Origin of the sequence: Phyllobacterium phragmitis, assembly GCF_002980495.1 — a bacterium.
In the GTDB taxonomy this organism is placed as follows: domain Bacteria; phylum Pseudomonadota; class Alphaproteobacteria; order Rhizobiales; family Rhizobiaceae; genus Paramesorhizobium; species Paramesorhizobium phragmitis.
Genome location: NZ_PVBR01000021.1, coordinates 58,028 through 71,459 on the forward strand (window position 1 = coordinate 58,028; position 13,432 = coordinate 71,459).

At 57.2% G+C, this 13,432-nt stretch carries 14 protein-coding genes and 1 tRNA gene; 5 read left to right on the forward strand and 10 right to left on the reverse strand.

The features are described 5' to 3' along the window. Complete coding sequence (locus C5748_RS22035; protein ID WP_146119587.1) at positions 1–396, reverse strand: hypothetical protein; 396 nt, start codon at positions 394–396, stop codon at positions 1–3. Between the two features lie 579 nt (positions 397–975). On the opposite strand from C5748_RS22035, the gene C5748_RS22040 reads away from it, so the two are divergent. Further along, positions 976–1,797, forward strand: coding sequence for a hypothetical protein (locus tag C5748_RS22040; protein ID WP_146119588.1), 822 nt, complete (start codon positions 976–978; stop codon positions 1,795–1,797). A gap of 35 nt (positions 1,798–1,832) precedes the next feature. Here the strand turns inward: C5748_RS22040 and C5748_RS22045 are convergent, their stop codons facing one another. From C5748_RS22045 to C5748_RS22080, 8 genes are all read right to left on the reverse strand, one after another. Next, a complete protein-coding gene (locus C5748_RS22045; RefSeq protein WP_105744379.1) occupies positions 1,833–2,111 on the reverse strand; it encodes a hypothetical protein in 279 nt (92 codons plus the stop codon). 143 nt (positions 2,112–2,254) lie between these two features. Then, entirely contained in the window at positions 2,255–2,542 is a 288-nt protein-coding gene (locus tag C5748_RS29545) for a DUF6074 family protein (protein ID WP_105744381.1), read from the reverse strand. 114 nt (positions 2,543–2,656) lie between these two features. Further along, complete coding sequence (locus tag C5748_RS22055) at positions 2,657–3,115, reverse strand: hypothetical protein (RefSeq protein WP_105744383.1); 459 nt, start codon at positions 3,113–3,115, stop codon at positions 2,657–2,659. Beyond that, complete coding sequence (locus C5748_RS22060; RefSeq protein WP_105744385.1) at positions 3,112–3,306, reverse strand: hypothetical protein; 195 nt, start codon at positions 3,304–3,306, stop codon at positions 3,112–3,114. The genes C5748_RS22055 and C5748_RS22060 overlap by 4 nt, the downstream gene beginning before the upstream one ends. Then, positions 3,303–3,548, reverse strand: a complete 246-nt coding sequence (locus C5748_RS22065; RefSeq protein ID WP_105744386.1) for a hypothetical protein — start codon at positions 3,546–3,548, stop codon at positions 3,303–3,305. Before C5748_RS22065 ends, C5748_RS22060 begins: the two co-directional genes overlap by 4 nt. Then, positions 3,545–3,721: a helix-turn-helix transcriptional regulator gene (locus tag C5748_RS22070; protein WP_245581918.1), complete on the reverse strand. Its 177-nt coding sequence runs from the start codon at positions 3,719–3,721 to the stop codon at positions 3,545–3,547. The genes C5748_RS22065 and C5748_RS22070 overlap by 4 nt, the downstream gene beginning before the upstream one ends. Before the next feature lie 173 nt (positions 3,722–3,894). After that, positions 3,895–4,677 (reverse strand): hypothetical protein, encoded by a 783-nt coding sequence (locus C5748_RS22075; RefSeq protein ID WP_105744390.1) that lies wholly within the window; start codon positions 4,675–4,677, stop codon positions 3,895–3,897. After that, positions 4,674–6,065, reverse strand: a complete 1,392-nt coding sequence (locus tag C5748_RS22080) for a tyrosine-type recombinase/integrase (RefSeq protein ID WP_105744392.1) — start codon at positions 6,063–6,065, stop codon at positions 4,674–4,676. The genes C5748_RS22075 and C5748_RS22080 overlap by 4 nt, the downstream gene beginning before the upstream one ends. A 109-nt stretch (positions 6,066–6,174) precedes the next feature. Here C5748_RS22080 and C5748_RS28315 point away from each other — a divergent pair. Then, positions 6,175–6,279 (forward strand) — tRNA-Ser (locus tag C5748_RS28315). A 77-nt stretch (positions 6,280–6,356) separates the two neighbouring features. Here C5748_RS28315 and mprF read toward each other — a convergent pair. After that, complete coding sequence (mprF, locus tag C5748_RS22085; protein ID WP_105744394.1) at positions 6,357–9,005, reverse strand: bifunctional lysylphosphatidylglycerol flippase/synthetase MprF; 2,649 nt, start codon at positions 9,003–9,005, stop codon at positions 6,357–6,359. Between the two features lie 212 nt (positions 9,006–9,217). Between mprF and C5748_RS22090 the strand changes: the two genes are divergently transcribed. The 3 genes from C5748_RS22090 (at position 9,218) to glmS (ending at position 13,419) form a co-directional block, all read left to right on the forward strand. Further along, positions 9,218–9,970, forward strand: coding sequence for a cytochrome c biogenesis CcdA family protein (locus C5748_RS22090; RefSeq protein WP_105744396.1), 753 nt, complete (start codon positions 9,218–9,220; stop codon positions 9,968–9,970). A 98-nt stretch (positions 9,971–10,068) separates the two neighbouring features. Then, entirely contained in the window at positions 10,069–11,433 is a 1,365-nt protein-coding gene (gene glmU / locus C5748_RS22095; protein WP_105744397.1) for a bifunctional UDP-N-acetylglucosamine diphosphorylase/glucosamine-1-phosphate N-acetyltransferase GlmU, read from the forward strand. A gap of 162 nt (positions 11,434–11,595) precedes the next feature. Next, entirely contained in the window at positions 11,596–13,419 is a 1,824-nt protein-coding gene (glmS, locus tag C5748_RS22100; protein ID WP_105744399.1) for a glutamine--fructose-6-phosphate transaminase (isomerizing), read from the forward strand. Positions 13,420–13,432 lie beyond the last annotated feature (13 nt).

Sequence of the window (13,432 nt, forward strand, 5' to 3'; positions counted from 1 at the left end):
TCATGCCGCGACCTTTCCAGCGAGATAGGTTTTTACTGGGTTATGCCCTTTGGCGTTGCTCTTTGCCCGTGCGTCGATCCCAAGTGCCTTCTCGGCCCGGGAGGCCTGATTGCAGGTGCGAACCACATCATCGGCGGTCACGCCTTCGCCGCGCATGAATGCAGCCCTGGTCATCTCTGCGATGACGGCTAGCTCTGCTGCTGCCTCGACCTTGATCGCCAGAACTTCGCTTATCGAAGCGTCTCCCCCGAGCGCATGGGTGAATGCTGCCACGAGGTCACACCGTCGACGCCATTCCTTGGTCCGGCGATCCATCAGGCCAGCGGACAATCCACGTCCTTTCACAGCGCTATCTATGGCGCGTCCGCTATCCATGGTGGGCGTTGTGGTGGTCAATGTTCTGACTCCTTTCGATACCCGATGGTTACCCCAATCGGGTAGTGTGAGCGAACAATAAACTGAAAACCCTGAAATTCCAAGGCTTCATGGCGCTGTAGCTACTGATATTAAATCAGCGGCTATATCAGCAAGTCACTTTCGGAAAAATCGATATGAGGGTGGGTGAAAAAATGTACCGTTCAAACATAGATTGACCCGTCCATTGAAATTGCGCACCTTCCAGTTTCTTGGGAGGGCAATCACCATTATCAATCGACGCAAAGTGTTGCTTTCGGGCATTGCGCTGTTTGCGGCATCGAAAGATGTAAGCGCGCGCGGTGGACGCCGATCTGGTGGAGGTCTCCATTCGGGCAGTGGCTATTCGCGATCGGGAGGGCGGGGACGCTCTTTTGGTGGGGCTGCTTTCCCGATGCTACTGACGTTCGGTGGAATTGGTTTCGCGGTATGGATGACATGGAGGTGGTTCGCCGGTCGCACGGCTCGCGAGGCTGAACGACGATGGCAAGCCGAGCGGGCCGAGATAGCCGCCAAGCGCCGGGAGGAATGGCAAAGGCGCGTTGCTGCCGGTGAAATATCTTGGATGAACAAGCCACCAGGGGCCGGACCGAATTGAAATCGACGATGATGGACACCCTTCTAGGGACCAGCGCAGTTCTAAATGGCGTAGCAATCCCGGCCAGATCGTTGGGAGAAGCATTGAGCAGGCATTGCCTGAGTGTGGTAATTCACAGTGACTATGCCAACAGTGAGTTCCCCGTCCTTCCCGCATATCTTCGCGGCTCAGGCATTCCAATATTGCTTGGCGATCGCTACATTTTGGTTTGCACGAAGCACCAACTTCAAGGCGTAGATCTGGAACGGGTTTCCATGTTTGCGGAAGGCGGTGAGAGACTGATTTCTTCTGGCGGAGTTCGGAGTTTTGTAGAACCAGACCCTGATTCAGATTATCGAGATATAGCAGCATTTGATTTTACGGAGCCGTGCCGGGATATACCGGAATTGCGGCGATGGTTTTTCCGGCTCAGTGAATTGCCCCCTGAAATCTCCGCAGAGGCAAATATGATCGGGTTGGCTTTTGGCTTTCCAACTAAGGAACAGTCGATAAACTCTGAAGAGCGAAAAATTGTATTTTCCCGAAGGCAGATGGTTTTCAATTTGGATCACCAGCAAGGCTCTGATCGGGCGATGTTTACAGTTCGTCTACACGAAATGCTACCTATCGACCCCGACGGGGTGAGTGGTGGACCAGCTTTTGTCGTTCAGATGGTGGATGGGGGCCCCAAGGTTTATCTCGCCGGCATGGTCACGAGGGCCGGCCGCAAAAGCCTTTACATAATGAAGATAGAGATTGTCCTGGGTTTCCTGCGCTCGGTTTTTCCGAGCAGCCCTGGCTCGTGAATGGGTCGACAGAATGAACACGAGGGAAATCCACATTAGTCAAGCGACTGGCGCTGCCCGATCGGAACCTTGAACGCATCGAGTGATCCCCTGACCGCTTCCTCAAACACAAACAGGAGGTGAGCAGCTTCGTCCGATGGGAGGTTATAGTTGATGATGCACGTTTCAACGTCTTCCTTCCCCTTGGCGATTTGAGCCATAACCAGGGGCATCTTTAGCAACTGCTGGGCCGGGGTAAGGTCATTCAGGAATTCGGCGGATGCCTGTCCAATGTCCTGGCCCCATTTCAACACTGCTGGTTCGTATATGCTCATGCTGCACCTTTGTCGGTTTCGGTAATGTTTCGCGCGCGTGGGGATGAAGCGCTATGAGTATGCAGGGATTTCATCCCCGCACCCCAGATCGGGGGATGATCCCCCGAACCCCGTACGTTCCGCTACGCGGTCCGATTGTGACGCTATGCGGCATCGTTGGGAGTTCCCGTCTCGGGTTGTTTTATCAAGCGACTGACGGCTGCCGTATACTTGGCCATTCTCGTGTCTATTTCCTTCGAAGATAGACCAGCTTGCCGTAGCTCACGGCGCACCGCCTTGGCATGGGCTGCCCAAAAGCGGCGCCCCGCTGTGAAATCTCTGGCGGAAAGTTCTCGGGCGGCTGCCCTGATCTTCGCGGCCTGGCGATCAATCGGAAACGGAATCACAACTGCATTCTGCGTCACGGCTGTAGAGAATAAGTCCATCTGCATAGTCAGCCTCCGCTGAAAGGGTTGGCTATATAGGCAGGACCACTGGTGTCTCGCATAAGGCCCGGTTTCATTTCTGCGTATGCGGGACCACTGGTGTCCATCTGGCTTCCATCTCTATGCGGGACCACTGGTGTCCTCCGGAAGCTTAATTTCTGGATCGAAAACGCGAGGGAGAGACAGGTGAAGCGTTCTGATTTCGACAAACTCGCCACTCTCTTTCTTCTTCCTTGCCCGACTGCCGATGAATAAACCAAGATCCTCATAATGTGTGATATCCCGGGAGATGGTCTTGATCGAACAGCGGCCGGCGAAGCGTGCGAAATCTCGGTTCGTGCCTTTGATGGTTCCTGATTTCAGATCTATCAACCCGTCGACTATGGCCATTAAGCGAAAGCTATAGCTCTCCCTGTGGATGATCTGCATGGCCATATGTCTCCACAGTTGGAACGTCTCCATCCGGTTTTTCTCTGTTCCAAACCACGTCATGACGGTGGCGGCGCGTCGATCAATCCGCTTGCGCTGCCCGGTCCAATTCTGCGCGACTGTGATAGTCTTCCCGGGAACGAAGTTCATGCAGCTCGAGCTCGGATCAGATTCGCCTCTCGGATGGCGTAGCAGGCTTCAATAGCGCTGATGCCGAACCGCTCTTGGATGGCCCGGATTATAGGCCGCGGTTTGGCATGGTCCGGCGTCGTCGCGATCCACCGGGCGGCTTCCTCGATCGCCGCGCTATGTTCGTGCTCTGGAGGCGTGAGGCTGCTCATTCGCCACCCTCCACATTATCAATTACGCGAACGCCGTCAGCCGCCCATTCAACGGCATCGGCCTTGATAGCGGCATATGTATTGCGGGCACTTACAATGATATTTGTGCCATTTTCATCGACATAGGTGAGCAAGAAAGTCAGTTCGCCGATCTCTTCGGGATTTGGAGATTGGGTGCATATTCCAGTTTCGACCACGACACGAGCGGTCGACTGCGGCCTCAGGGAAATGACGGCGCTCATGCTGCATTCCTGCCGGCCTGCTTGCGTTCCCATGCGATCAGATCGGCCTCCGGGAAATACCGGCGCCGGTTGATGATGGTCGGCTTTGGGAAATCGAGGTCGGGATTTTGGAGCCAGCGCCACAGCGTCATATCGGTGACGTGGTAACGGCTACGCACCTGTGGTGCGGTCAAGAAATTCTCATGATTTGACATTTAGTTAGGCCCTGTTTGTTTACAGTGCCTAACTATTTATCTGTAATATCTACTCGGTACAAAATGGCCGTTGGAAGATTTTTAACGGCATAGAACGTTCAACTTACTTCTGAATGCCTAAACGTTAGAAACAGATATATTTCTCCTAATGTTTAAAATGCGGGATCAGCTTTAGAGTGTGGCTCGAAATAGCTTTCAAAGTAAACGGTCCGGTCAGCAGAGCGCCGAATGAATGCCCGAATCGTCGTGCCCTTTGTTTCTTCCTGCGACATACCTCGCGCTGACATGACTTGAATAAACTTGACGAGAGGACCATACGCGTCACGATCTGGGGAAGTGCACGTGCCGATTTCACGGCGAAGCTGATATCGCCAGAACGCAATCAAAATGAGCCAATAAAAGTAGCGGATTCGATCGGCTCTGTTGCTCTGCGGCTCAATTATAGACTGTTTGGCCGATTGCAGCCATTCGAGCCTTTCCTTAGCGCTGTTCTCCAGTATTACCAGATCCTCTCGAAGATCTGGTACATTAATGGTGCCCTCGGGCTCTGGTGCCTCCAACGTTTCCTCGAAATCACTCCAATCCGCATTTCCCCAGAACGTGCGCCATCCGTCTTCCTCAATTTCGCCATGCGACAGCAGATTTGAAAGATCGGCGGTGAGTTCGGCAATTCTGCGTTCGCGCTCGATTGATTCCTTGTTGAAGTGCAGGCTTGGGGAACCATGAAACGTGTGCATCGCCACACCAAGTTGCATTAGATCCCATGTGCGGACCAATATTCCCGCTTCCGCCAGTTGCGACATTGCAGTCGGTGACGGAAAACTTTCGAAATGCTCCACGCCATGGCCAAAATGGGCATCCAATTGCCTGTCTTCAGCAGGTGCTAGAAAGAGATCACGCTCCACATCAAAGTCTTCATCGTGAATGTTTTTCATTGTGCCGCCCTCATCGGTATCACGTTTTCAGTCGATTTTTTGATAACGATCCCCTCAACATACCGAGCCCATGCGTCAAGCGCACGCCGCTTCTCCTCCGAAAACTCGTGACGCTGATAAACGCCGACGATGCCGCCGAAGCTGCCCGACGTATGATTTAGGATTTTCTCGATGACAGCCAAGCTGATACCCAGCTTAGCCATGCCCGACGCAACGGTTCGGCGAATGTCATGTAGGCGCCAAGGCTCCAATTTAACGGAATCAGGGTCTTCCCCAGCGTCCTCTGCCTCTTTGCGCATAATCTCCAGCATCTTAGCGTCGAGCGCGTCCTTGGCCTTAGAGAAGCCGCTGACGGGGTTCTGGCCGTTTGTGGTGAACACAAAGTCAGATCCGGATATCCGCGGCAGTTGCTCCAGGATGCCCAGCGCTGTGGCGCTTAGAGCCACCTCGTGCGCCTTGTCCGTCTTCACGCGCTCACGGGGAAGCGTCCAGGTGTTCCCGTCAATCTCGCGCCATGCCATCGCGCCTACTTCCTCGCGGCGCTGGCCGGTTAAGACTAGCATTTGGAACAACCGTCCGAACGGCCAGCCCATCGCCTCGCAGCCCTGCCACAAAGCTTTCAATTCATTGTCGGTGAGAACGCGGTCGCGAGCCTTCTCCGTCGCCGGCGGCTTCACTTTTTCACAAGGGCTGATCTTGAGCAGGTCACGCTGTATCGACCAGTTGAATAGCTTCCTTAGCGCCGCCAGCGTCCGGTTGGCGATAATCGGGCTACCACGATCAACCAGGTCATCAAGAAGGGCAATCACCTCGGAACGGGTCATGCTGTCGATTGGACGATGCCCCCACTTGTCGACCACACCTTCTTTGACGACGGCGAAGGTCTTTGGATCATCTGCGATCGCGGCCTTGTCCTTGTCCGTCTCTGCTGCAGCGATCTTCGCCTTATCAGGCACTAGCCCGAGCAGCCGCGCCGTTTCCTTCCAAGAGCGGTTTTTGGGCTTGGCATAGCGGGCTAGAAATAGCCGTGCCACGCTGTCTAATCGCGTGCGGTCGGCCTCGTCTTCATTATGCGCCTGCTTCTTTGAAATCTGCTTTTGAACGGCGGGGTCAATGCCCTGCCTGACGCGATCGAGAATATCGGAAGCTTCAGCGCGGATCCTCTTCAACTCGGCACCGGCCAATTCCACATTGTCGCCTGCGAGATAGTTTCCGAGAACCATTTTGCGCGGCTTGCCATAGGCGCGGTAGCGCACCGCCCAAGATTTCCGGCCGGTCGGCTGTATGACGAGATAGAGCCCTGTGAGGACGCCATCGGGGATTTCTAGCCGCTTCGATGGATCGGCCTTAAGCTTGGTAAGTGAAGCGCCAGTAAGTGCCTTCGCCATGTGATAACCCCCTCTTTGGGTAACAACGGGGTAACAAAATCGTCTGTTATGCCGCGTTACCCAGTGTTATTAACATAAGGGCAATATCTCACATATGCAAGGGATTACGGGGGTTTATTTGAGGTTGGATGTTCTGATTTGCTATCAAGTGTTAGAGGACTTTACCTGACTTTTAATCAGTAGGTCCAGGGTTCGAATCCCTGCGCGCTCACCAATCTCTCGATAGAGCGCACCAGAAAATTTCCACCCGCCGCAGCAAGCGGATAGTGTTTGATTCCCATTTGCGCGCCCTCACTTGCGAATGAACTCCAGCGGGCTGCCATTGATCAGCGTCGTCACGTCGACCAGCACGCGCGGCGTGTCGAGGCCGCCGGGACAAACCAGATAATGCGGTGACCAGACCGGATCGAATTTTTCCTTGAACGCATGCAGCCCGTCGAAATGATAGAGATCGGCACCACGCTTGTAGAGAAACGAACCGAAGCGGTTCCAGCGGGAGGCAAGCGGGCTGCCCGAAAGGCCGGAGAGGGGGGCCGCGCCAAGGTTGAACCAGCGATAGCCTTCAGCCTTGGAAGAGATCAACAGCTTGGCGAAAAGCGCGTCCATCATGATCTTCGAAATGTCGGGGAGATAGCGCATCAGATCGACGGCGATTTCGTTCATGTCGGCGCCGCGCCACAAATTGGCGAAGGCAACGATGTCTCCGTCCTTCTTCATGACCGCTATGTCGAAACGCGCGAGATATTCGGGATCGAAGAAGCCGAGGGAGAAACGCTTCTCGCTACCCGATTTATGGACGAGCCAGCCATCGGAAACGCTTCGCAACCGCGGTATGAGCGGACGAACGTCCTTTGCCGGGATGATCTCGAAAACGAGGCCGTCCTTATCGGCGCGCCGGTCGGCATAACGGAAAGCCTGGTGCTCAGGACCATCGAGGGAGAATTCGTGAAGATCGACACGCGCGACTTCGCCAAGCTTCAGTGCGATCAGGCCCATGTCGAGAAAGAGCGGCAGGCTCTGCGGCCCGACGCCGTAGAAGACTGTTCTCGCTGCAAGCTTGTCGGCCAGCGTATGGAACGACCAGGCAAGTTCCTCGACGACTTGCCCGTCGCCGACCGGCTCGCCCAATGCGATGAGGCTGCCGCCGGATTGGGCGTACATGACGAAGCCGCGATTGTCCGGGTCGATCAGGAATTGCTTGTCGCCGAGAAGCGCCAGTGTGGCATCGCTGTTCGGCGAAGCGGCGACGAGCGCCGGGATGACGTCTGGTATCGCAAAGTCTTTTTTCCGCCGTTTCAATCCTCTGCGATTGATCGCGGTGTTGAGACCCGCCAGGAAAACCACGGCCAGCACGAGAACGGTCGCGCGCAGAAAGCGCGGTGCATTGGCGTTCCAGGCAAAGTCCCACCACAGATTGTTGGAATATTCCACATGGCGATAGATGAAGAAGCCAAGCCATGTCGAGGCGAGAACGGTGGTGCCGACGCTGGCGATCCAGTTCCACGTCAGAACGAACGGCCCCACGATCGGACGCCGGTAAAATGAACCGCGGAAGACCCAGAGAACGCCCGCGAAAATGCAGAGGATGCCCGCTTCCTCCCAGTCGAGCCCCTTGGCAAGGGAAAAGCCGGCGCCGGCCAACAGGAGGACCAAGGCCGCGACCCAGGCGCGCGCCAGGCGCTTGGCAAGGCCGCGGGCGACGATGAGCAGCGCCACGCCGACGAAACTTGCCGCCAGATGCGACATCTCGACGAAGATCAGCGGCAGCATATCCGAGAGGATGTCGAGGCGGTATCGCACACCCGGCGTGACGCCCGATATCAAGAGGACGATGCCACCAAGAAATGTTACGCTCGCGGCAAGTCCCGGGATCAGCGGCTCGACCAGACGCGCCGCAAGACGGGCTTGCGCGGTCAGCTTCTGCCGGCGCCGGAAGGCTTCCCATGCCAATACGCCGCAAACGGCGACGAGAAGTGGCAAGACGGTGTATATCAGACGATAGATCACAAGACCGGCAATGGCTTCAGGCTTTCCGCCAAGCCCGAGGCCGGCAATGATGGTCGCCTCGAAAGCGCCGAGGCCGCCCGGAGCGTGGCTGGCGACGCCGAGAATGACGGCGATGACATAGACGAGCGCGAAGACGGCGAAGCTCTGGATGACGCCATCAGGCATCAGCATGTAAAGTGTCGCCGCCGCCGCAGTCACATCGACAAGCCCTGCAGCGATCTGGATAAGCGCGCCGCGCGAGGTCGGAAGCCGAACCGTGAATTGGCTGATCTGCAGCGAGCGGTCGCCCTTAGACAACCAGTATATCAGCCAGCCGATCCCGCCGAGGATGATCCCGCCGGCGAAGAGATCGGCGCGCCGATCGATCGCCGAAAGCCATGGAACGTCGGCCGGGTCGATCAGCATTGCCGCACCGATCATGATGATGAATGCGAACCAGATGGCGAACCACGACGTGCCGACGATGCGCCCGATATCGACCAGGCTTATGCCCTCGGCTGCATAGATGCGGTAGCGCAGCGCACCGCCGGTCAGGAGCGAAAAGCCCAAGGCATTGGAAATAGCGTAGCCGGCAGCCCCGGCAATGGCCGAAATCCTGTGCGGTATGCGGCCGGGCGCAATCGTATCGACGGCCACCACATCGTAAAGCGCGACCGCCGCATAGCTGATGATGGTGAAAAGCAGCGCCAGACCCATGGCGCGAAGCGAAATGTTTTCGATCGCGGCGACCGTTTGAGCCCGCGACGTGTGCTGCAGGAGATTTTCGAGCACGAGCAACGCCAGCAATGCGATGGCGATACCCGCGACGGGAAAGGCGATATGCTGGAATCTCTTCAGGCGGCGCAGAAGACCGGGAGGTTGGCTCGGGCGTTCGTTCGGACGCTCATCTGCCTCAGCAGGTGGAGACGATTGGCCGTCATCAATAAGACTCATTGGGCACTTCCTTGAAAAGCTCGCCCATAAGGCTGTTGGGGGCCTGAATCTCATGCCCGTTTGATCCGCATTTGAGGTGAACTTGTGATGGAAACCAACTGGAAAAAATAATTCGCCGTTCGTTTTGTCGACGATAGCATTAAATTTACTAGGTTTTGCCGGTCGGACGGACTAGAGCAGGCACAGCGAAAGTGTGAAGCGGCTTTGGAGAAATGCGCGTGGCGCTTGACGTCTCTTATGTAACGGCAGTTGGTGCGGGGGCAATTTCGTTTCTTTCGCCCTGCGTGCTGCCGCTCGTCCCACCATATCTCTGCTACATGGCCGGTGTCAGCGTCGAGGAATTTCGGGCCGACGGCTCTGCAGCCGCCGATGCATCGCGCAGACGGGCGCTGTTCGCCACCTCCTTTGCCTTTGTCCTCGGGTTCACGACTGTCTTTGTCGCGCTTGGAGCGGGAGCGTCGTCCATCGGTGCTTTCCTGCGGGCCTGGCAGCAGGAGATCGCCATTGTCGCCGGTCTCGTCATCATCGTGATGGGATTGAATTTCCTCGGCCTTTTCAGATTGTCCATTCTCTCGCGTGAAGCCCGCTTCCAGGCAAAGGCTGCACCGGCCAGTCCCGTTGGCGCCTATGTCATGGGTCTCGCCTTCGCCTTCGGATGGACGCCCTGCATCGGCCCGGTGCTCGGGCCGATCCTCACTCTGGCGGGAGCCAAGAGCACGGTAGGCGAAGGCGCCGCCCTTCTTGCCACCTATTCGCTCGGGCTCGGCATTCCGTTCATTGTCGCCGCTCTGTTCTCCGGCGCGTTCATGCGCTTTCTCGCACGCTTCCGCGTGCATCTCGGCAAGGTCGAAAAAGTCATGGGCGGCCTTCTGGTCGTCGCCGGACTGCTTTTCCTCACCGGCGGAATGCAGTCCTTCTCTTTTTGGCTGCTCGAGACGTTTCCCGCCCTGGGACAATTGGGCTAGCCCCCACCTAACGCCGGTGTAAACCTATTTATACGCTTTCGTGATAAAGCTTCGGGCTTGTATAACCCTGCCTTCAGCAACGACCGGATATCCATCTCATGACCAGCCGAACCTGCCTCTCGATCATTCTTGCCGCCGGAGAAGGGACGCGGATGAAATCCGCTCTGCCCAAGGTGCTGCACGAGATCGCAGGCATGCCCCTGATATGCCATGTCGCCAAGGCTGTTCGCAGCACCGGCGACGGTGATATCGCCCTCGTCGTCGGCAGGGGCGCGGATGAGGTGAAGGCGGCGGTCGAGAAGATCTCTGCGAATGTCTCTACCTATGTGCAGCAAGAACGCCTCGGCACCGCCCATGCCGTTCTGGCAGCACGCGAGGCTATCTCGCGTGGCTATGACGATCTGCTGATCGTGTTCGGCGACACGCCGTTGATCGAGGACAGCGCCCTGATCCAGGCCCGCTCCAAGCTGGCGCAAGGTTTCGACATCGTGGTGATGGGGTTTCGTCCAGCCGACCCTTCTGGTTATGGGCGGCTGATCGAAACAGAGGGGAAGCTTGTCGCCATACGTGAGGAAAAAGACGCAACACTCGAAGAAAAAACAATAAATTTCTGCAATGGCGGGCTGATGGCCATTCGTGGCGACCTTGCGTTGCCTCTGCTCGATGCGGTCCGCAACGACAATGCCAAGGGTGAGTTCTATCTGACTGATATCGTGGAGATCGCGCATCGCCAGGGCAAGAGGGTGACGGCCATAGACGTGCCGCTGGATAATGTGATCGGCATCAACACGCGCGTCGAACTGGCCGAGGCGGAAGCCGTCTGGCAGGACCGCAAGCGCCGCTCCGTCATGCTCGCCGGCGTGACCATGATTGCGCCTGAAACGGTATTCTTCTCGCATGATACACTGGTCGCGGCCGACGCCGTCATTGAACCCAACGTCTTTTTCGGCCCCGGCGTACGCATCGCATCCGGCGCACTGATCCATTCCTTCTGTCATCTGGAGGGCGCGCATGTGGGGCCGAATGCGGAGATCGGCCCGTTCGCGCGGTTGCGGCCCGGCGCCGATCTCGGCGAGAAGTCGAAGGTCGGTAATTTCTGCGAGGTCAAGAATGCGACCGTCGCCAAGGGGGCGAAGATCAACCATCTCTCCTATATCGGCGATGCCTTTGTCGGTGCTGGTGCCAATGTCGGGGCGGGAACCATCACCTGCAATTATGACGGCTACAACAAATGGCGGACCGAGATCGGCGAGGGCGCATTCATCGGCTCGAACACATCTCTGGTCGCCCCGGTTTCGGTTGGCGCCAATGCCTATATCGCATCCGGCAGCGTCATCACCGAAGATGTGCCCGACAGCGCCTTGGCCTTCGGACGGGCGAGGCAGGTGACCAAGGAAGGGCGCGCTGCCGTTCTGCGGGAGCAATATGCCGCGATAAAGGCGACGAAGAAGGCAGAGAAATGATGAATTTCTTGCTGCTTTTGGATGAATTCAATCGCGAAAGAAATTGAAATCTATTGTGAATATCCGACGCGGCGATCGGGGTTTAGAGCAAATCCAGGAAAAGCCGCAACCGCGCTGATCGCACGGCTGATTTTTAGTCTTTGAGGGAAGGGAAACGCTTTTATGTGTGGCATTATCGGGATCGTCGGCGTCAGGCCTGTTGCACCGCTTCTGGTCGATGCATTGAAGCGTCTTGAATATCGCGGCTATGACTCGGCCGGCGTCGCCACATTGGAGGACGGTGCGCTTGATCGCCGCCGCGCTGAAGGCAAGCTGGTCAATCTGGAAAAGCGGCTGATTGCGGAGCCGCTGGAGGGAACGATCGGCATCGGCCATACGCGCTGGGCCACCCATGGCGCTCCGACGGAGCGCAATGCCCATCCCCATGCGACGGAAAAGCTCGCCGTCGTCCACAACGGGATCATCGAGAATTTCGCCGAATTGCGCTCGGCTCTCGAAGCCGATGGCTATCTCTTCCAGACCGACACCGACACCGAGGCCGTGGCGCAATTGCTGACACGCGAACTCGATAGGGGGAGGACGCCGGTGGAAGCCGTGCGTGAAAGCCTGCCGCTGCTCAGGGGCGCATTCGCGCTGGCGATCCTGTTCACCGGCGAGGATGATCTGCTGATCGGCGCCCGCCGTGGTTCGCCGCTCGCCATCGGCTATGGCGATGGTGAGATGTTCCTGGGCTCCGATGCCATCGCGCTTGCCCCCTTCACCGATACCGTTACCTATCTCGACGATGGTGATTGGGCGGTTCTGACGCGCAACAGCGCCACCATCTATGATGAGAAGGGCACGGTGGTTTCCCGTGCGATCCAGAAATCCACCGGCACGGCCTTACTGGTCAACAAGGGCAACCACCGCCATTTCATGGAAAAGGAAATCCATGAGCAGCCGGAGGTCATTTCCCACACCCTGGCGCATTATCTCGATTTTACCAGCGGCAAGACTAGAGCCGAGAGCGTACCGGTCGATTTTTCCAAGATCGACCGGCTGGCGATCTCCGCCTGTGGCACCGCTTTTTATGCCGCTTCTATCGGCAAATACTGGTTCGAGCAGATTGCGCGCCTGCCTGTCGATCTCGATATCGCCTCGGAGTTCCGCTATCGCGAAATGCCCCTGTCGAAGGACAGCCTTGCGCTCTTCGTCTCGCAATCGGGCGAAACCGCCGACACGCTGGCTTCGCTGCGCTATTGCAGGAGCCAGGGCCTGAATATCTCCTCCATCGTCAATGTCAAGGAATCGACCATCGCCCGGGAATCGAACGTGGTGTTCCCGACCCTGGCCGGACCGGAAATCGGCGTGGCGTCGACCAAGGCCTTCACCTGCCAGCTCTCGGTTCTGGCCTCGCTTGCCATCGCCGCCGGCAAGGACCGTGGCACGATCGACGCCGGGGAAGAGCAGCGTCTCGTCCGCCATTTGTCGGAGGTGCCGCGCTTCGCCAATGAGGTGCTGCATCTTTCACCGCAGATCGAGGCCGTGTGCCGCGAACTGATGCAGGTCAAGCACGTTCTTTATCTTGGCCGCGGAACCAGCTTCCCGCTTGCCATGGAAGGTGCGCTTAAACTGAAGGAAATCTCCTACATCCATGCCGAAGGCTATGCTGCCGGCGAGTTGAAGCACGGTCCGATCGCGCTGATCGACGAGACGATGCCCGTCATCGTCATCGCGCCGCACGACCGGCTCTACGAAAAGACCGTCTCCAATATGCAGGAGGTGGCGGCGCGCGGCGGACGTATTATCCTGATCACCGATGCCAAGGGCGCGGCGGACGCCAATGTCAAGACGCTGGATACGATCGTCCTGCCCGATATGCCGGAGATCATCGCGCCGCTGATCTATGCTCTGCCTGTGCAGATGCTGGCCTATTACACTGCCGTCTTCATGGGCACGGATGTCGATCAGCCGCGCAATCTGGCAAAGTCGGTCACGGTGGAATAGGCAAGATTCCGGT